Here is a 20550-nt window from a genome sequence, read left to right as displayed (position 1 = left end):
GACTGTTAGGCTTCTGCGTGCTGGCCGAAGCCGATAATTCTGTTCACGGGGCCGTTGGTCCACGCGTGGCGCAGAGCAGCGGTGCTGGCCGAAATCAGCACTTGCTCCTGCTGCTGTACCCGTAGCTGCCCGTCGTTGGTAACCACGCCGAGGTAGTACGCCCGGCCGCCAAAATGCTGCTCAAAGGCATCCTCATCTTCGGGCGCCACCGTTACCACAAAGCGGGAGTGCGACTCGCTGAACAACAACGCCGGCGTCGACAAAGCACCCGTTGGGTTGGCGCCGGCGTCGAGGTCAACATCGGCCCCGAAGCCGTAGCCGAACGTAGCTTCGGCCAGGGCTACGGCCAGCCCGCCATCCGACAAGTCGTGGCAGGATTGAATCAGGCCCTGGTCATTGGCCTCACCCATGAGCGTGTACAGGGCCTTAGCTTCTGCAAAACGCACTTTGGGCACGTTGGCCCCCAGCTCACCGAAGAGCTGGTAGAACTCCGAGCCGCCCAGCTCGTCGTAGGTTTCGCCGAGCAGGTAAATCAGGTCGCCTTCTTGCTTGAAGTCGGAGGTAATAGTGCGGCGCACGTCCTCGATTTTGGCCGTCATCGAATACAGCACCGTCGGCGGTACCGAAATCTTCACGCCATCGGCCTTGAAGTCGTTCTTCATCGAGTCCTTGCCGCTCGTGAGCGGGATGCAGTAGGCCGCCGTGGCGTCGCGCAGGGCTTGGCACATGCGCACCAGTTTGGCCAGCTTCAGCTTGCCGTCGGGGTTACTCACGGCATCGTACACCGAGTCGGGCACGCAGAAGTTGTCGTTTACCGACCAGAAATTACCGTCGCCGTAGCTCAGGTTGGGCAGCTTCCCTCCCACCGCCACAATCTGGCGCACGGCCTCGTCAAAGGCCCCGGCCGACATGTGGTAGGCGTCCAAATCCCCGAAGCGGGGCAGAATGCCATTGCTCACGGCCACGCCTTCCCACGATTCAAAGTTGAAGCGCACCACGGCCGCATCCTGCGGGGCCTGTCCGGTAGCGCCCATCAACGGCTTGATAATCGTGCGGCCCTTCACCTCGTGGTCGTACTGCCGGATGACTGACTCGCGGGAGCAGATATTGAGGGAGCCTAGCAAACGGCTCAGCACGTCGGTGTAGTCGAGGTCGGCGGATAACGTAGGCTCTTGTGCCGGGGGCTTCTGCCACTCGGCCTCCAGCACTTTGCGCGGCACGCCGTTGTGCAGGAATTCCATGTTGAGCCGGGCTACCGGTGCACCATCGAAGCGCACGTCGAGGGTGCCGTCGGCGGTGAAGTAGCCGATGTCGGTCAGCTCCACTTCCATTTCCCGGCCCAGCGCCAGCAGCTCATCAAGCTTGGCAGGCTCTACAGCCAACGAAAACCGCTCCTGCGACTCCGAAACAAAGATTTCCCAGGGGCGAAGGCCAGGGTATTTCAGTGGCACTTTCTCCAGCTCTACCACCGCACCACCGCTAATCGTGGCCAACTCACCAATGCTGGACGACAAACCGCCCGCGCCGTTGTCGGTGCTGCACTTGATGAGGCCGCGACGGGTGGCCAGGATCAGGAAATCCATGGCCAGCTTCTGGGTGATGGGCGAGCCAATCTGCACGGCCGTGGCGGGCGAGGTTTCATCCAGCTCGATGCTGCTGAACGTCGCGCCGTGGATACCGTCTTTGCCCACCCGGCCGCCAGCCATGATGATGCGGTCCTGGGCGTCGATTTTCTTTTCCCAGGAATCGAGGCCGGCCAGCTGCATGGGCATCACGGCGCCGGTGCCGCAGTACACCAGCGGCTTGCCGGCGTACCGGTCATCGAATACAATGGCCCCGTTCACCGTCGGCACGCCCGACTTGTTGCCGCCATCCTCGATGCCCTTGCGCACACCTTCGAAAATGCGGCGCGGGTGCAGTTGGTTGCTCAGCAATGTGCCGTTGAACTCGGGGTTGCCGAAGCAGAGCACGTTGGTATTAAACAAGAGCCGCGCACCGCCGATGCCAGTAGCCAGCGGGTCGCGGTTGTTGCCCAGAATACCGGTAATGGCCCCGCCGTAGGGGTCAATGGCCGAGGGCGAGTTGTGGGTTTCGACCTTCCACACAAACAGCGACTCGGGGTTGATGCGCACGGCCCCGGCATTGTCGCTGAACACCTTGATGAGCCAGTCGTTGCCATTGGCGCGCAGCTGCCGGTCTACTTCCGAGGTGGCATCTTTGATGTAGGTTTTGAACAGGGAATCCACTTCAAATTCCTCGCCCGTGTCGGCATCCTTGTACTTAATAAGAGCCGAAAACTCCTTGTGCTTGCAGTGCTCCGACCACGTCTGGGCAATGATTTCCAGCTCGCAGTCGGTCGGGTCCAGGGGCAGCCCATCAGCCTCCCGCTCGGCCCGGATGCTGGTGTAATGGTCGCGCACGGCGCGCATTTCCTCCAGGTTCAGGGCGTAGAGGTTGTCTTTGGAGAGCTTCACCAGCTCCTCATCCGAGAGGCTCACCAGCGGCACAAGGTCCGTAATGGATTCGGCCCCACCACCCGGCCGCGGCGTGTAGTCGCGAATCTGGGCTATGGGGCCGGTTTCGAAGCGGTTAATCATCTTGTTGCCGAGCAGGTCCTGAGCCAGTTGGCGCAGACTACTCTCCGGCAATTCGTGCTCCAGGAAGTAGAGCCGTTTCGAGAAGATATGCTGGGTGTGGGTGTCGAGCGGCTCGTTGAGAAAGTCGCCGAGGGCGTTCTGGGCCGATATGCCTTCGTCGTCCGTCACGCCGGGCAGCTTAGCCACCAGAATGTAGCTTTTATAGAGGGAGTCGTGGCGGAACTCGTCGAGGGCCACATCGTGCAGCACCGGGTCCTGGAGGCAGTGGGTGGCGAAGTCGCGCAATTGCGTGTCCGTCACCGGGTAGCGCACCGTGTAGAGGGCGGTGCTTTGCACCCGGCCGGTAGTGAGGCCCAGGTGGCGGGAGGCAGCTTCGGCTACGCGTTGGCCCTCGCCGTCGTGTTGGCCGGGCTTGAGCAGAAGCTGAATGGTTCTTTGGGTAGAGTCCAAAAGAGGGAGGTTTGTCTATTTTTCGGGTTTCCCACGCGCAGTAAAATCACCGCCGTGAGGAAGCATACCCGCGCAGGGTACGCCGAAAATGCCTTGCCGGAGCGCCGTTTGCGCCGCAGTAGGTTTAAGAAAACGCTTTATCGGGCCGACTGCCCGGTTTTACCACCGGAATACCTGCCCGACACAGCGGGCACTCATCGGGTGCGTAGGTAGCCGCCGTGACCGGCAGCAGGGCAAAGTTCGGAAAAGAAAGTGAGGCTTCCCCACCCGTGCGGTCAATTAAACTCGCCACGCCCAAAACTTTTGCTCCCAACCCCGTCAGCAGCCGGGCTACCTCGTTGGTGCTCTTGCCGGTAGTCACCACATCTTCGGCAATGATAATTTTCTGCCCCGGCTCAATGGTAAAGCCCCGCCGCAGCGTCATCTGCCCGGTATCGTCGCGCTCGGTGAAGATGCCAGGCACGCCCAGCTGCCGCGCCAGCTCGTAGCCGATAACTACGCCGCCCATAGCCGGCCCCACTACCACATCGGGCTGCAAGCCAGCTTCCCGAATCTGTTCGGCCAGCGTGGCAGCCGCCGGGGCGGCCAGATCGGGGCGGCGCAGAAACCGGGCGCACTGCACGTACGTATCGGAATGCAGACCCGAGGACAGGCGGAAGTGCCCGCGCAGCAGCGCATCTTCCTGCATGAGCTGCTGCTCCAGGGTTTGGGAAGTAGTGGTTTGGGTGGAGGTCGGAAGTGACACTGTGTATAAAGGGGTGAGGTCGAAAGGAAGGTTTTGACTTATAGGAACGTCCTGCTTGATCTGTTGTCCACTTGCCGAAGCATCTCTACCGCAGCCGTGGTTGAAAAGCAGAACGTCATGTCGAGCAGAGCGAGACATCTCGCGTGCAGTGATACTCAAATGGCATTGCAACGTCAGCACCCCAGATTCCTCACAGGCTCGGAATGACGTTCAATTTTATCAGGCCAGCACTGGCCGAAACTGGTTGATCTGCTCCACCAGCTCCCGCGCCGCCGCGCCGGCATCAGCCGCCTGCCACAAGGCGCGCGACGTATTGATAAGGAGTCCGGCGCTATCTGGCCGTAGACCGGCCCGCAATGTGGCTTCCAAATCACCACCCTGGGCACCCACGCCGGGCACCAGGAACCACTGCTCGGGGCTCAAGCTGCGCATCCGGGCCACGGCTTCGGCATTGGTAGCACCTACTACCAGCCCGATGCCGCCGTGCTGCTCGTCGAGCTTGCGGGCTACCTGGGCGGCGCAGTCACTGAGGTAGCCGCCGCGGGTGAGGGCCACGTCCTGCAGAGAGTGGGCAGGCTTGTTCGAGGTTTTGGCCAGCACAAACACCATCTTGCCGGGCCGGGCAAAGGGCACAATGGCGTCGTCGCCCATGTAGGGGTTCACTGTCACGGCGTCGGCCCCGATTACGTCGTAGGCAAAGCGGGCGTAGTGGTCAGCAGTGTTGGCAATGTCGCCAAACTTGCCGTCCAGAATCACCGGAATGCTTTCCGGAATACGCTGCACGGTTTCGCGCAGCAACTTCACCCCATCTTCCCGACTCAGGAAAAAAGCCAGATTGGGCTTGAAGGCCGCCGCATACGGGCTGGTCTGGTCGATGACTTCGGCCAGGCGGCGCGCTACCTGTTGGTCGTCACCGGTGGGGTCGAGGCCCACGCAGAGCAAGGAATGCGCGGCTTGGGTGCGTTGAATCAGCTTTTCCATGGTTGGGTGGGTAGTAAAAAGCGGAAAACTAAAGTTGGGTAGACGGAAAACCGAACGGATAGACCAATAGATTACATATTAGCCGGCACCAAATGTCCGCACTCGGCTGCCAGCCGGGCCGAAAGACCCGGCTCCAGCCATTCGCCGCTGGCTACCTGCACGGCGCTGGCTCCGCAGCGCAGGAAATCGGTGACGTGGGCCTGGGTAAATACGCCGCCGGTGCCAAAAATCGGCAGTGTAATACGGGAGTCGTGGGACAGCTCCCACACGCAGCGCAGCGCCACGGGCCGCAGCGCCTCGCCCGAAATACCACCGGCTACGGGGGCAGCCGTGGCATCGTCGGGCAGGTGCAGGGCCTTGAGCAGGTTGGTAGCCGCCAAGGCCGTAGCGCCACCTTCCTGGGCGCCCAGGGCCAAACCGCGGATGTGCTCGGGCCACGGTGGCAGCTTCACGATAATAGCCGCCTCGGACCCCAGCTCATTGCGCACGGCCTGGGTGGCGTCGCGCACAAACTTGGCATTTAGCTCGGCGCCTTTTTCGGTGTCGGGCTGGGCAATGTAGACTTCGACGCCGGCAATCTGGCTCCCGAATTCGCGGGCCAGAAAGCGGGCAATTTTGCGGAAGCCCGGAATGCCGGGCGCCGTGATGCTCACAAACACTGGCACGCCGTGGCTAAGCAGGTGGGGCAAATGCTCCTGCACCAGAATTTCGGCGCTTTCGGTACGCATGTTGGTGGCGTTGAGCAACGTTTGCTCGTTCACCTGCCAGATGCCTTCCTCATACAGCCCGGGCCGGGGCTCCATGGTTACGGTACGGGTGAAGATGGCGCCGAGCCGCTCGTAGCCGGTTCCCTCCAGCTGCCAGGGGGCGGCAGCCAGACAGATTGGGTTTTGCAGAGTGAGAGTCCCTAGTTGCATGATTCGCTCATTTAAACACGGATGCCATCCAGAACTGACGAAGGAGTCTGAGCGAGGGACGGCAGCCTCTTTTTTCACCAAAAACCTACCGCGCCCTTCTCAGAACTTCCTCCGCCAGCTCAGGACGGCAGGTTATATTTTACAGTGGGCCGCTCACGTCACCACGAAATGGGTTGAGAAGAATTAGAAAATGCACGCGGACGAGGCAGCCACTACCCTAGCGGCCGAGCCGCCAGGACATAAAAAAACCGCTTCGGAAACCGGAGCGGTGAACGGGGTAAATGCCAGAAAAACAGAAAAAACCAACGGGGAAACGACCTTATGGTCATCTCGCAGAACGTTCTCGTGGAAAGTCCCGCGCTCCATCAAATGCTGTTGATTGGGGTGAAGCACGTCGCAAAAGTACTAATTGTTATCAACCTGCGACTTTTGGTAACATTAAGTTTATGTTACCAAAATGTTACGCATCCCGTTTACCACTGCTGAATACTAGTGGCTACACTTATTTATATAGGCTACATAAATCTTTGTCCTTCAATTTTTTAACGCGTAACAAAAAAATCAAATGCTGTTTTTACATTGGTTATGTATCTTTGCAATGTCTTAACAAAATTCAAATACCAGCTTTAAACATATCAACATCTTTAGTCGATATAATACAATTTACCTCACATGAGTACTAGTCTGTCATTTTACCGGAACAACAGGTATTACAACTGGCTTAAAAGGACTCCTAGATTTTCTAACGAAAACTTTCGTCGGAGGCAAACATCTTAACTCACTTTGACTTATCTTAACATACTACTACTAAGCCCTGAATAATCCAACCCACTCCCACCTAACCCTTTTGCTTCCGTTATATTTGTACCAACCCGTTGTCTTCGCCATGATCATGAAAAAAGTACTGTTTGGCTTGTTGTTGTCCTGCCTGGTAGCTCTGGCTCCGCAGGCCCATGCCCAAGATGGTTCCACAGCTTCCGTGAGCTACACTGAGAGTGTATTGGCTGAAGACGCCGGTAAAGAAGTACTCTACAAGCGCGCCCTCGACTGGATGGAAAACCATTTCCCCTACGGCCCCAAAACCGGCGCCAAGTCGGATGCGGCGGCGGGCTTGGTACGGGCAACGGGTACCGGCAAGGTGAAGCCCGTGACAACGGCAGGCAAGGAACTGGAGCTGGTCATCCGCTTCGACTTTGTGTTCCGAGCTACCGATAAGGGCTATGAGTACAGCATCGGCTCTTTCCGCCTCACTCCGGACCCCAAGAAACCAGAGGAAACAGTGATGCTCAGCGACTATATCGCGCAGCTCGCCGCTGAGAAAGGCAACGGCAAGACCTTCAACGACCGGCGCGTAACGGCCCAAGCCAACGCCTTGGCCAGCGAAGCCGCTATGAATTTCCGCTCTTACATGAATACGATGCCCGCCGCTGAGGAAAGCATCGTGGGCCTGCCGGCCAATAATTAGGAATAGATCTGCTACAGGCATTAAAAAAGGCTTTCACTCCCCGTGGAAGCCTTTTTTAATGCCTGAGCCCATACGCTCAGTAGCTTTAACGCTCCAGCAAGTGCAGTGTGCGCTCGGGCAGTTCCCGCGCATCAAGCACGATGAAGCCGTCCAGAGTATTCGAAAAGCTGGGGTCGAGGTTGAAACCGAGCAGCCGGGCATTTTGCTTTAAATACTGCCGCAACAGCACCGGAATGCCCGCCCCGCCCGGCTCGAACGTGGCAATAAGCCGGTGCAGATCGGGCACGGTGTTCAGGCCGGTTTGCAGCGTGGCGGGTAACTCCCGAACATCGAGCGGGCGGTAGCGAAACTGTTTGCGCGGCTGCACCAGTGCCGCCAGCTCGGGGTGGAAATAATGGGCCGTCAGAAAATCGACCATTACGGCCCGCGACACGCTCGAAAACCGATTACTGATACTCACGGGCCCGATGAGGTAGCGGTATTCGGGGTGGCGGCTCAGGTACTCGGCAATACCTTTCCAGAGCAGCGCCAGCGGCCGGGGCTGCTTCTGGTACTCAGCCCGCACAAAGGAGCGCCCCAGTTCCAGCGACTCGGCCAGGAACGGCTCCAACGTCTTTTTCATCCGGAACAGGGAGTGCAGGTAAAAGCCCCGCCGGCCGTGCTGCCGCAGAATGGCCCGCCCCCGCCCGATGCGGTAGGCGCCCACCAGCCGGCGGGCCGCACGGTCGTAGAGAAACAGGTGGCGGTAATACTCGTCGTATTTATCCAGGTCGAGCGGCTGTTGGGTACCCTCTCCTTCCGCCCGGAACGTCAGTTCCCGCAGACGGCCTAGTTCGCGCAGCACGTGCGGCAGCTCGGCCTTGCTGGCCATGTACACCTCCCAGCTACCAGCCCGCACCAGACACCGCGCTGGGCGCAGGGCCGCAATATCGGCTTCAATCAGCGCAGCATCGGTTTCGGCCACTACCGGTGGGGCGGGGGCTATAGCCGTAGCCGCCGGACTGGTGCCCAGCGCAAAAACCCGGGCCCGCACGTAGGCCAGTCGCTCGGTCGGCGCCAACGAAGCCAGCTCGGGCGGTGCAATGGGCCGCCCGATGCGCACCCGAATGGTGTGGTTCCGCTTGTTAAGCAGCTCGGCCGGCAACCGGAACGTGCGCAGCTTGGGGTGCAGCAACCCCAGCAGGCTGAACGATTGGCTGTTGTGGCCGCTCAGCCAGAAGGGCACTACCGGCACCCGGGCTACGCTCAGCAGCCGGCCCGCCGTGGGGTGCCAGTCGGCTTCGGTGGTGGGCTGGAAGGGCCGGGGCCGGCTGGCTACTTCGCCGGCCGGAAACAAACCAATGGACACCTCGTTGTGCAGATACGTTAGCAGGCGCCGCACGCCCGGCACGTTGTGGCCGGCCTGGGCGCGCTCAGGGCTCACCAGAATTAGGTGGTTGCCCAGCTGGGGCAGCAGCGGCGCCAGGGCTTCGTTGGCCACCAACTGAAAGTCGGGCCGCACGGCTGTCATTACGTAGAGCAGCACCAGCCCGTCGAGCAGGCCGCAAGGGTGGTTGCCGACGGCCAGGAAGCTACCCGCCTGGGCTAGCTGCTGCAACTCCCGGGCATCGTAGTCGATGGTAATATTGAGACTACGCAGCAGGCTGCCGATAAACTCCCGCCCCCGCAGATGCGCGCTTTGCTCATAGAGCCGCTGCAGCTCCCGGCCGTGGGCCAGCTGGTGCAGCACCGGGCGCAGCAGCTCCTGGGAGCGGCGGCCCACGAAGGCCGGAAACGAAAAGCTGGCATTTAGCAGAGAATCCATCGGCAGCAAGACCCAAATTCCCGGAACGGCCGGGCAGCGGGGCTCTACAAATCTCTCTCTACCGTATTGATTGAGTATTACCGGCGCGTTATCAATGCGTTAAGAGCAAACCTATTACCGACTAAAATGCGGAAAGCCGCGTTGCAGCGCGGCTTTCCGGTATTCATCACCTTTCACTTATTTCACCTTAGTCGAAGGTTACGGCCGGGTAACGGATAGGTTGGTAAGGAAAGCGGCATGACAAAATATTATTAGATGAGCATATCACTGCTCCAATATAACGAAAAGGCCCTGACTACCAAGCGGTAATCAGAGCCTTTTGGGAGTTAATTATTCAGGTAATATCAGCTCGTCGGGCCGGTGTCTACGCGCGACTCGATGGTAGCCTGCACCGTTGAGGAAACGGCCGACAGAATGTTGTAGCCCGTAGCCGACTCAATGGCATCAACCGTGGTGCGGTAGGTGCCCCAAGTGGTGCCTACGCTCTGGTCGTTGGGGGTGTTGATGGCAATAACGCGGGTGCTGGTGGTTACGCGGCTGGCGTCGGACGAGCCTTCGGGCAGCACTACGATAACCTTCCAGCAGCGGGCTGGCACCGTAATTTTGCCACTGGCAATGGTGGTAGCGTAGCCGTTTACGCCGGTGCCACCGGTGCCGTAGGAGCCGCAGATGATGTAGAGTTCGTTGCCGGCGTTGATGAGCGTGCGGCAGTAGTTTTCGAGGTTGGCCCAGGCCTTCTGGTTGTTATTGGCGGCCTGGGGCATCATATTGGTCATCAGGAATGTGGCCGAGTTGTCGGCTACCGAGCCCGTGCGGTCGGCCGAAGGGCAGTTGTGGCCCCGGTCGAAGCCCGAGCCGGTGTAGCTGGTATTGGTAGCCCGGAACCAGCCGGAGGGCAAGGTGGCATCGGCGGCAAAATTATCCTGGCGCGGCGTGCTGCCTACCCAGGCGCTGCTCAGGTGCCAGCTCACCCAGTTGGGCTTGCCTTTGTCGCGGCTGTAGGAAAGCACGTACTGCGACTTGCTCATCAGGTAATTGTTGGGGTAGTTGGTGGCATCCGTCACGGCGCCGCTGGGGTTGCCCATTGTCAGATGACTGTCCCGGGTGGCATCAAAACTCTGTGAAACAGCCGTGGGGTCACTGGGCTTTACGGTTTCGTCTTTGGAACACGAAACAGCCAAGGTGCCGAGCAGGCCAAAGCTGAGTAAGCGGTAGAGGGTACGCTTCATTCGAAAGAGGTTTTGGTTTGGTGAAAAAAGAGAGGAAAACAAGAGAGCAGCGGGAGCGGAATCCGGGCGCAAAGATGCCGGGACTAAAAGGTAAATATGTTACCGAAATATTACCATTTATATTCTCTGCGACAAGTCCAGTTCTGAGAGTCTGTTACCTTACCAACCTTTTTATTGCATAAATTTCAACATAAAGCCCCAACAAGCATCTTAATGCAGGATATACGCTCACACTCTTTATTGACCAATACCATAATTTTGCACATACTCTATCCTGAATATATCCTGTTTACAAACAGCTGCATCGAACTACTTCAGGCTGTCAGCCGACTTTAGCGGCCAATGCCGTTACAAAGACAGAACTATACTTTTTCCAGAACCGTCGAACGAAAAAAGCCCCGCTACTATTGGTAGCGGGGCTTTTTACAATAGTATATTCTACCGATTCTGCACATCGGACATCTCACCACTCAATGGCTCCTTACCGGCCCAGCACGAGCAACCGTTGGCTGGCAACACGCCGGCCAGCGGCATCCAGCAGCACCACGTGGTAGAGTCCCTTGCTCAGGCCCGCCGTCGAAAGCGTCAAGGATTGGTCGGTAGCTGGGGCGCTCCAGAGCTTGTTGCCCAGGTTGCCATACACTTCTACTACCGAGCCTTGCGTGGGCACCGCTTCCAACTGCACCCGCACCGTCTGCGTTTCAGCGGCCGGGTTTGGATAAAGCTGCATAATCGTAGCCGCCTGGTTTTTCCAGGTAATGACCACTACCGGCGAGAGTTGCTCTTTACCATCTATATCTACCTGACGCAGGCGGTAGTAAAGCACGGCCTTGCCCTGGCGGCCAGCGGCTTCGTCGCGGAAACGGTAGGCCGCGCCGGTGCTGCTGTTGCCAGCTCCAGCTACCTGCCCGATGGCCAGGAAAGCCGCATCGGCTCCTGCCGACCGCTCGATTATGAACTGCTTGTTTTGCCGTTCCGAGGCTGTTTGCCAGGTTAGCTCCACACCATTATCGGCCATGCGGCCCTGGAAAGCGCGCAGCTCCACGGGCAACGGGTTGGCTGGCGGCGCTACTTCGGCCGGGAAATCGGGGTTGGGGTCGTCGGCAAAGGCGTAGTAGATCTGGGCAGCGGAGAACAGGCCCACCCCGCCGGTTATTTCCACTTCCACCCACTCAAAATCCTGGGTGGTCAGGAAGCCAACCTCGTGGCGGTTGTCGCCCACCAGGCCCAGGTCGAGCAGACTGGCGGCACTGGAGCTTTCGAGCAAGCGGCTGCCGTTGGTACCACCGTAGGTATTGATGCGGATATTCTGCAGCAGCGTAGTGCTGAGCAGGGTGTTGTTGGTGCGCAGCACAATGCCGGCCCGGTTGCCGGCTTGGCCGGTACCGTTCAGCCGCAGCTTGAGCTTATAAGTACCCACGGCCAAGGCTGGAAAGCGCACCTCGGCGTAATCTGACTCGGCAAAGACGTTATCGGCGGCCTTGGCCTGGTTGGTGGCGCTGCAGCCCACGCAGGCCAGCCCATTGGCGGCTTCCTGGTACTCGGTACCGCGCTGGGGCGTAGTGAAGTCCGACAAAACCGGGGTATCATCTTCGAAAGCGCGGGGCTCGATGCCGAAGCCGTAATATACCTGCAGCGTATTGAGGGCACTAACCAGGGCGCTTTGCTTGATTTCGACCCGGTCGAAGGGCAGCCCCGACTTGAAGCTGACCTGGTAGCGGTTATCGGGCAGCAGCGTCAGCTCCAGCAGCTCGGCACCGATGCGCGTTTCCTGCGCCACGCCATTCAGGTAGGTCGTTACCTGGAGCGAATTCAGGGCATTCAGATCCAGCACCCCGCCATTGCCCACCACGAATCCTGCCTGATAGCCAGCCGGGGCCTGCCCTTCGAGCTTTACCTGCAACGCGGCTGAGCAGCCCACGCCCGCCACCGTGGTTAGGGTGGCGTAGTTGTTCAGGCCGCCATCCACAGCGTTGGTGGGGTTGGCCACGCCGGTACCAACGCAAACTGCTACCGGCCCGCTGCCAGTCGTTACCTTATAGTCGTTGCTGCTGGGCTCGGCCCCGCGCGAGAGGTAGCCCAGCGCCGTGGTAAACTGAGTGTTGGTGGCCACGCCGTAGGCATACAGCACCCGCACGGTATTGACGGCATTGAGCAAACCGCCCACGGCTATTTCAACCCGGTCGAAAGGCTTGGCACTCACAAATTCGAGGCGGGTGCGGCTATCTGAGAGCAATGTACTGCTTACCAGGGCATCATTGGCCCGCACTTCCTGCTGCTGGCTTCCGTTTAGGTAGGTACGCAGCGTGAGGGTGGCCAGCGTGCCGGCGTTGAGGGCATTGCCGCTGCTGAGCACCACCCCAGCGCGGTAGGTGGCCGGGGCGGTGCCGGAAAGGCGCAGCGCCAAATTCACCCCGCCGCCCAGCACGCCCAGCGTGTTCTGAATGGTAGCGTAGTTGTCCAGGTCGGCGTCGGCGGCCCGCTCGGGGTTCACCACCCCACAGCCCACGCAGATACTCGAGCCGGTGGAACTAGTGCGGTAGTCGGCCGGCGTGGCGGGCTCTGCAAACGAGGAATAGTAGGCCGACTCGGTTTGAGCCAGCGCTACGGGCCCTTGCAGCATTCCTGCCAGGCAAAGGCTTAGTAGTCGGAAGTGTAATAGCCTGTTCATTAGGTGCGTAGTAAGCAGCCGCACAGATGGGCTGATACCTCACGCACTGGCAAGCTTATGGCCAAGCTCGGCTTGTACCGTCATGATCTTGATTATCAATTACTTGATTTAATTAAGCCAAATTAATATTCTCTCATTCTTAGAATGGTCTTCCTATTTAAAGAAAGCCAAGCCTTCTGGTTCTCAGTTCCGTAGCTGGTTTTTATGGCCACCACCCTTGCAATTCATTCTCGCTGCCTCTTTCAGTATGGCATGACGAGTCTACAGCCAGCATTTCCCATTTTGAAACACAGAAAGCTTTAACTCAGCTGCGCCAAGCACACTTGCTAAAAAATGATGACTATATGGCTGTAAAAGAAAAGGCCGCGCCACTGATTGTGACGCGGCCTTTTCTGGGGTTCATACTCCTCTATTGGGTTACAACGAGACGCTGACTGGCAACCCGGCTGCCTTTGGCATCTACCAACACAATGCTGTAGAGGCCAGCGCCCAGACCGGTGAGGGGCAGAATAGCCGTGCGACCTGTGAGTGCTACGCTCTGTAGCTGCTGCCCCAGGATGCTGTAAATCTTGATGGCCGAGCCAGCCGCAGGCAATACAGGCAGATTGACTTCTACCTTTTGGTTGCCGCCCGCTGGGTTTGGATATACTTCCAGACCTACGCCCGAGGCACTCAACCCATTGCTGCCAGTGCGGGAAGTACGGGCTTCCGACTCGCCGCCGCCATCAGTGATGGGCGGGCCTACAACTGCCGGGAACGAAGGATTGGGGTCTTCGGCAAACGCGTAGTAGATGCGAGCATCGGAGAATAAGCCAACGCCGCCCGTTATTTCTACTTCCACCCAGTCGAAGTCCTGCTTGGTGAGAAAGGCTATTTCCCGGCGGTTGTCACTGATGAGGCCCAGATCCAGCAGGCTGCTGCCCGAGGCCGTTTCCACCAGCTGGCTGCCTGTGCTGCCGGCGTAGGTAGTAAGGCGAATGTTCTGAAGCAGGGTCGTTCTGAGCAAGTCCGTGCTGGTACGCAGTACTACCCCGGCGCGGTTGCCGGCTTTGCCCGCGCCGTTCAGGCGCAGCTTGAGCTTATAGGAGCCTAGGGCCAACACCGGAAACCGCACGGACGCATAGTTGCCGGGCGCAAACACGTTGTCGGCGGCTTTGGCGGTGTTACTTGAGCCGCAGCCCAGGCACAGCAGGCCGCTGGCTGATTCCTGGTATTCGGTGCCCCGCTGAGGCGCGGCGAAGTTGGACAAAACCGGCGTCACGTCGCGGAAAGCCGCCGCCTCAATCCCGAAGCCATAGTAGGCGCGCACCGTATTCAGCACACTGGCCAAAGCCCCGAGCTTGAGCTCCACCTGGTTAAACGACTGGGTCGAGCGGAAACTTACGTAGTAGCGGTTGTCGGCCAGCAGCGTGAGTTGTAGCAAATCGGCACCCTGCCGGCTTTCCTGCACCGCGCCATTGAGGTAGGTAGTCAGCTGAATACCATCCAGCACGTTCAGGTCAAGCAGGCTGCCGTTGCCCACCACAAAGCCCGCCTGATACCCGGCCAGGGCCGTGCCGTCGAGCTTCACCTTCAGGGCCGTCGAGCAGCCGTTTACGCCGGCCACCGTATTCAGCGTGGCGTAATTCTCCAAGTCGGTATCCACCGTATTTTCCGGGTTCTGCACCCCGCTGCCCAGGCACAAGGCAATGGGCCCATTGCTGCCGGACGTTACCACGTAGTCGCCGCTAGCTGGCTGCGCGCTGCGCGACAAGTACCCCACGGCCCGGTCGAGCTGGGCTGCAGCGGGCACGCCGTAGGCGTACAGCACCCGCACAGTATTAATTGCGTTGAGGACGCCGCCCACTACTATTTCCACCTTATCAAAAGCTTTGGTAGCCACGAACTCGATGCCGTAGCGGCTATCCGACAGCAGGCGGGTGCTGACCAGCGCATCGGTGCCCTGTACTTCCTGCTGCGGAATTCCATTCAGCGAGGTGCGTAGCGTAATGGTGGATAGCACGGTGGCATTCAGCAAGCTGCCCGTGCTGACTACTACGCCCGCGCGGTAGTTGTTGAGCCCGGCCCCATTGAGGCGCAGGGTGAGTGAGACGCCGCCACCGGCCACGCCTAGCGTGTTTTGCAGGATGGCGTAGTTGTTCAGGTTAGCATCGGCGGCACGGTCGGGGTTGGCTACCACGCAGCCCAGGCACAAACCGGTATCGGTAGCACCCACCTGGTAGTCGCGCGACACAACCGGCTCATCGAAAGCAGAGTAATAGGAAGGACCGTTCTGAGCCGACGCTGCCTGACCAGCCAGCAGCAGCCCCAGGCAGGCACCAAGAGTACGAAATGGGAAGCGTAAAGAGTGTACCATGAAAAAGAGAAAAGTAAAGGGGCCTTACCAACAGGCCCGATACCAGTCTTTTTGCAAGGCTTTTGCCAACCAATGACCAATTGCACAATTCATTAGAAGTCAAATAATTACCAATATTAACACCGAATAATATCTTCCCATTAATAGATTGTACTTCCCATTTTGAGAATTTTTGGGAAAGCCCGTTTTTAGGCCTATACTCGCGTTTTAGAGCCTTTTTTTGTACGTCACTTGCCCAGCCCGTTCGAAAAGAATTGAATATTTCCGCGCTAGCTGCCTTTTCTCATTATGGTACAGTTGCGCTTACTCAACTCCTTTCTACTTAGTATAATCTGCCTATGCCCGCTTCTACTTTAGTCCATATTTTTATCGTTGAGGACAACGCCTGGTACGGCGAGCTTTTGGAATATCGCCTGGCCCAAAATCCTGACCACCATATCAGGCGCTTCACCACCGTGCAGGCCTGCCTTGACAACCTGGGCGACAAGCCCGACCTGATTACTCTCGACTACTCGCTGCCCGATGGGCAGGGCGACCAAGCGTTGAAGCTCATCAAGGAGCGGCTGCCGGAAGTGGCCGTTATTGTTATTTCGGGCCAGGAAGATGTGCGCACGGCCATCGGGCTGCTCCACCAGGGCGCCTACGACTACCTGGTGAAAGACGAGGAAACCCTGGACCGCCTTTGGAACTCGGTGGGCAACCTGCGCAAGCAACTGCTGCTGCGCCGTGAAAACGAGCGGCTGCGTGAGCAAATCGGCAAAAAATATGACCCGCAGCGCGCCATTCTGGGCGAAAGTCAGCAGATCAAGCAGCTGTTCGCCCTCATCGACAAAGCCGGCCGCGCCAACATATCGGTGTCGATAAGCGGCGAAACCGGCACGGGCAAGGAGTTGGTAGCCAAAGCTATTCACTTTCGCTCAGACCGCAGCAGCGGGCCTTTTGTGGCCGTCAACGTGGCTGCTATTCCGAGTGAACTGCTGGAAAGTGAGTTGTTTGGTCACGAAAAAGGGGCCTTCACCGGGGCCATCAGCCGCCGCGTTGGCCGGTTTGAGGAAGCTAATAAAGGCACACTGTTTCTGGATGAGATTTCGGAGCTCGACTTGAGCCTGCAAGCTAAGCTGCTGCGCGTGCTACAGGAGCGGGAAGTGGTGCGCGTGGGCAGCAATGCCCCTATTGCCTTCGACGCCCGCCTAATGGTAGCCACCCACCGCGACCTGAACCAGGAAGTGAAGGAAGGGCGGTTTCGCGAAGACCTCTACTACCGGCTGCTGGGGCTGCCCATCGTGCTGCCGCCCCTGCGCGACCGGGGCCACGACATTCTGCTGCTGGCCAATTCCTTTCTGGAGGATTTCTGCCGGCAGAACAGTATGGCGGCGTGCACTCTCTCACACGCCGCCCAGAATTTGCTGTTGCAGTACCATTTTCCCGGCAACGTGCGGGAGTTGAAAGCTGTGGTGGAGCTGGCCGCCGTGCTGGCCGAAAGCGACATTATCCAACCCCAGGACCTTTCGCTGCGGGGCGAGCGGCCCGGCACCGCGCCGCTGATAGTCCCCGGTGACGATGAGTCGCTGCGGGGCCAAACGGCGGCCATCGTGCAGCGCTACTTAAACACCTACAACGGAAATATTGTGGAAGTCGCAGCAAAGCTGCAAATCGGGAAGTCTACTATTTATCGTATGCTTCAGAACAAGCAGATTCTGCTTCCTTAATCTGAACCGTAGGACGACGCGCTATGACTTCATTGGCTTACCGGCAGCTACGACGACGACTGCAGCAGGCGCAGCGTCAGCACGCGGCGGCCCACGTGGAGCTGCAGGCGCTACGCACCCTGGTAGAACAACAGAAAGCCGCCACGGCCAAGCAAACCGCCGCCCTGCTGCAAACTATTAGTACGGGGCTGCTGATCGAAAATCAGCACGGAGTGGTGACTCTCAACCATCGCCTGTGCCAGATGCTGGACCTGCCCGACGCGCCCCAGACCTACCTCGGGCAGCCGGGGCAGCAGGTACTGGCTCAGGCCCGGCACCAGTTCGTGAACCTGGCCTGGACCAACGCCCAGATGACGGCGGCCGTGGAGGGCAAAACGCAGGTGAAAGGAATGCTGCAGGAACTGGCCAACGGAATTATTCTGCAGGTCGATTATCTGCCGGTACAGCAGCAGGGCGAAACGGTGCTGCACCTGTGGAGCTACGAGGATGTAACCTACCAGCAACGCGCCCAACAGCATATTCAGGAGCTTTCGAGGCTGGCGGAGGAGTGTCCGAATCCCATCATCTGCTTCACTCATGAGGGCCAGGCGCGGTATGCCAACTCGGCTGCCCAGTCGGTGCTGGCGGCTCTGGAAAGTCCGCTGGAGGCCGGCTGCTGCGGATTTTTGCGCCAGGAAATACGGGCCGCCCTAGCCGCCCGCCAACCCCGCGTATACGAGCACAGCCTAGCCAACACCCGCTACCTGTGGACCATTGCGCCCCTGCCCCAGGAAGAAGCCGTGAATGTGTATCTGACCGATATTACGGCCCGCCACCAGGCCGAGCAGCAGCTGCAGCACAGCCAGCTGCTGGCCCGCCGCATTACCGACACGATTCCCAATCTGGTGTTTGTAATGGACCTGGAAGAAAACCGGCTGCTGTACTGCAATTCGCAGAGCCTGCCGCTGCTGGGCTACACCGACGTGGAAATGGTGGCTTTGGGCCCGAGGCTGCTACCCACCTTGCTGCAGCCCACCGACCTGCGCCTTTTGCAGCAGCACGCCCCCGAGCTGGCCCAGACGGCCGACGGGCAGACGCGCGAGTCGGAGTACCAAGTGCGGCACCGGGACGGCAGCTGGCGCTGGATGAAAATCAACAGCACGCCCTTTTTACGCTACCCCGACGGCCGCGTGCGGCAAATGGTGTCCAGCGCCGAAGACATCACGGCCCGCCGCTGCACCGAGGCCAAGCTCCTTCATAGTCAGCTATTTATTGAGCGAGTGGCCAGCACAGTGCCGAACATGATTTACATTTTCGACATTCAGCAGGGCCACAACGTGTACTGCAACCAATACAGCGAAACGGTGCTGGGCTACACCGAGGCCGAGCTGCAGTCGATGGGGCACAGCCTACTGCTACAACTGGCGGCCCCCGATCAGCAAATGGTACTGCAAGACCATATCGACCAGCTGGAACGGTGTGCCGACGGCGAAATCCGCTCCGTAGAGCTGTACATGCAGCATCGGGACGGCAGCACGCGGTGGCTGCGCCTAAACAATACGCCCTTCGAGCGGGATGCCAACGGCGCCGTGCGCCAGGTGGTGGGCGCGGCCGAGGACCTCACCCACTGGAAAGCAGCGGAAGAGCAGAGGCGGGCGGCCAACCGCAGTCTGGTGGAGCAAAACCACCTGTTTCGCCAGGTTATCGACACCACCCCACACCTAGTTTACCTCAAAGACGGGGACGGCAACTATTTGCTGGCCAACCAGGCTACGGCCGACCTGTATGGGCGCACCGTGGAGGAAATAATGCTGACCAACATGGCCCGCCTGCCCATTTCCCCGGCCGATGCGGCTCGTTACCTGCGTGCCGACCGGCAGGTAATTGCGGCCCGGCAGGAACGGGTGCTGGAAGAAACCTTCACCCGGCCCAATGGGGAAGTAGTGTGGTTTTACAGCATCAAGCGGCCTTTCCTGCTGGCCGATGGCACCATCCGGGTGCTGGGCGTCGACAGCAATATTACGGCCCTGAAGGAAACCCAGCACGCGCTGCGCCTAGCCAAGGAAGCCGCCGAGGAAAATGCCCAGGTCAAGCAGGAATTTCTGGCCAACATGAGCCACGAAATCCGCACGCCCATGAACGGGATTCTGGGCTTGGCCGAACTGCTGCACAAAACTCCCCTCAACGACCGGCAAAGCCAGTACCTGGACCATATTCGTCATTCGGCCGAGCAACTGCTGGTTATTATCAACGACATTCTGGCCATGGCTCAGTTGGGCGCGGGTAAAATCCGGCTCGAAACCACAGCCTTCGACCTGCGCGAAGTGCTGGTGGCCTGCCGCCAGCTGCTGCTGCCCAAGGCAGCCGAAAAACACATTGCCTTGGAACTGGAGCTGCCGCCCGCCGACGTTTCCACCCTAGTTATCGGCGACCCGTACCGGCTGCGGCAAATCCTGCTGAATCTGCTCAGCAACGCAGTAAAGTTCACCGACCAGGGCCATGTGCTGCTCACCTGCCGGCGCCTTAGTCAGCCCGAAGAGCCACCCGTATTTCAGTTTGCCGTACTCGATACCGGCATCGGCATTCCGGCCCACCAGCTGGAGCAGGTCTTTGAGTCGTTTACCCAGGCTACGGCCAGCACGGCCCGCGAATACGGTGGCTCGGGGCTGGGACTGAGCATTTCGCGTGGCTTGGTTGAGCTGCTTGGTGGCAGCATCACGGTCGAAAGCCGGCTGCACGAGGGCAGCACGTTTCGCTGCACGCTGCCCTTCGAGCGGGCCGAGGCCCTCACCCTGTCGGCGCCAGCGCCACCGGCCGCTCAGCCCGACTACCGCAGCCTGGGCCCGCGCCGGATTTTGCTGGCCGAAGACAACGCCGTAAACCAGTTTCTAGTGGAAGCGCAGTTGCGCGGCTGGGGCTGCCAGGTCGATATTGCCGGCAACGGCCGGGAAGCGCTGCTGCTGTTTCAAAAGCAAACCTACGACGCCGTACTGATGGATATTCAGATGCCCGGCCTCGATGGAATTGCCACTACCCGCCTGCTACGGGAGCACCCCGACCCCCAGCGCGCTGCTACGCCCATTATTGCCCTCACGGCCCACGCCCTGCGCGGCGAGGCTGAGCGGTACCGGGCAGCGGGCCTCGATGGATACGTTTCGAAGCCGTTTCGGGAGGAAGATTTGTTTCGAATGCTAGCCCGTGTACTGCCGCCAACTCCACCCGCCCGCCCCCTGCCGGCCGCGCCCGTAGTCGCCGAGGAAGCTGCTTTATATAGTCTGAGCGGAATCCGGGGCCTGACCCATGGCAATGAGGAATTTGTGGGCCGGCTGGTGCAGGTATTCATCCAGACCACGCCGCCCATTATCGACGAGCTGGAGCAGGCGCTGGAGCAGCAGAACTGGCCGGCCCTGAGTGCCACAGCCCACCACCTGAAAAGCTCTTTCGGCGGCCTCCGGATTGAGCAGCTAACCCAGGCCGTGCGCCGCCTCGAAACCGTGACCCAGCACCCCGGCCCCGAATTGCCGGAAATAAGGGCGCTGGTGGAGCAGGTGCGCACCGTTACGGAGCAGGTTATTGCCCGGCTGCGGCAGGAGTTTCCCGGCTAAGCCCACTGTATCTTTGCCGGCCCTCGCCCTCCGAAAATTCCT

General features: G+C 59.4%; 11 protein-coding genes. 3 read left to right on the top strand and 8 right to left on the bottom strand.

Annotation, left to right across the window (positions count from 1 at the left end; all coding sequences use genetic code 11):
- Nucleotides 1-5: 5 nt before the first annotated feature.
- The 4 genes from LGH74_RS02180 to LGH74_RS02165 form a co-directional block, all read right to left on the bottom strand.
- Nucleotides 6-3047, bottom strand: a complete 3042-nt coding sequence (locus LGH74_RS02180) for a phosphoribosylformylglycinamidine synthase subunit PurL (RefSeq protein ID WP_226171236.1) — start codon at nt 3045-3047, stop codon at nt 6-8.
- 124 nt (nt 3048-3171) lie between these two features.
- Complete coding sequence (gene pyrE / locus LGH74_RS02175) at nt 3172-3792, bottom strand: orotate phosphoribosyltransferase (RefSeq protein ID WP_226171233.1); 621 nt, start codon at nt 3790-3792, stop codon at nt 3172-3174.
- A 219-nt stretch (nt 3793-4011) separates the two neighbouring features.
- Nucleotides 4012-4773, bottom strand: coding sequence for an orotidine-5'-phosphate decarboxylase (gene pyrF / locus LGH74_RS02170; RefSeq protein WP_226171230.1), 762 nt, complete (start codon nt 4771-4773; stop codon nt 4012-4014).
- A gap of 71 nt (nt 4774-4844) precedes the next feature.
- A complete protein-coding gene (locus LGH74_RS02165) occupies nt 4845-5690 on the bottom strand; it encodes a dihydroorotate dehydrogenase (RefSeq protein ID WP_226171220.1) in 846 nt (281 codons plus the stop codon).
- A gap of 892 nt (nt 5691-6582) precedes the next feature.
- On the opposite strand from LGH74_RS02165, the gene LGH74_RS02160 reads away from it, so the two are divergent.
- Nucleotides 6583-7155, top strand: coding sequence for a DUF4468 domain-containing protein (locus LGH74_RS02160; protein ID WP_226171218.1), 573 nt, complete (start codon nt 6583-6585; stop codon nt 7153-7155).
- Between the two features lie 85 nt (nt 7156-7240).
- Here the strand turns inward: LGH74_RS02160 and LGH74_RS02155 are convergent, their stop codons facing one another.
- The 4 genes from LGH74_RS02155 to LGH74_RS02140 all read right to left on the bottom strand — a co-directional run bounded on the left by LGH74_RS02155 (nt 7241) and on the right by LGH74_RS02140 (nt 15215).
- Entirely contained in the window at nt 7241-8959 is a 1719-nt protein-coding gene (locus tag LGH74_RS02155) for a bifunctional lysophospholipid acyltransferase family protein/GNAT family N-acetyltransferase (RefSeq protein WP_226171215.1), read from the bottom strand.
- Nucleotides 8960-9303: 344 nt separating this feature from the next.
- Nucleotides 9304-10188 (bottom strand): DNA/RNA non-specific endonuclease, encoded by an 885-nt coding sequence (locus LGH74_RS02150; protein WP_226171212.1) that lies wholly within the window; start codon nt 10186-10188, stop codon nt 9304-9306.
- A 481-nt stretch (nt 10189-10669) separates the two neighbouring features.
- Nucleotides 10670-12811: a T9SS type A sorting domain-containing protein gene (locus LGH74_RS02145; protein WP_226171209.1), complete on the bottom strand. Its 2142-nt coding sequence runs from the start codon at nt 12809-12811 to the stop codon at nt 10670-10672.
- Between the two features lie 457 nt (nt 12812-13268).
- Nucleotides 13269-15215 carry a T9SS type A sorting domain-containing protein gene (locus tag LGH74_RS02140; protein WP_226171206.1) on the bottom strand — a complete coding sequence of 649 codons (1947 nt, stop codon included), beginning with the start codon at nt 15213-15215 and terminating at the stop codon, nt 13269-13271.
- Nucleotides 15216-15553: 338 nt separating this feature from the next.
- Here LGH74_RS02140 and LGH74_RS02135 point away from each other — a divergent pair, with 338 nt between their 5' ends.
- Both LGH74_RS02135 and LGH74_RS02130 read left to right on the top strand, forming a co-directional pair.
- The gene (locus tag LGH74_RS02135; protein WP_226171202.1) at nt 15554-16924 is read left to right on the top strand and encodes a sigma-54-dependent transcriptional regulator; all 1371 of its coding nucleotides are present in this window, start codon (nt 15554-15556) and stop codon (nt 16922-16924) included.
- A gap of 23 nt (nt 16925-16947) precedes the next feature.
- On the top strand, nt 16948-20508 hold the full coding sequence (locus tag LGH74_RS02130; RefSeq protein ID WP_226171199.1) for a PAS domain-containing hybrid sensor histidine kinase/response regulator: 3561 nt from the start codon (nt 16948-16950) through the stop codon (nt 20506-20508).
- The last annotated feature ends 42 nt before the right edge of the window (nt 20509-20550 follow it).

Origin of the sequence: Hymenobacter lucidus (assembly GCF_020447265.1) — a bacterium.
GTDB classification, from domain to species: domain Bacteria; phylum Bacteroidota; class Bacteroidia; order Cytophagales; family Hymenobacteraceae; genus Hymenobacter; species Hymenobacter lucidus.
Note: the sequence above shows the minus strand (reverse complement) of the source record. Positions and strands in the feature narration are given on the sequence as shown.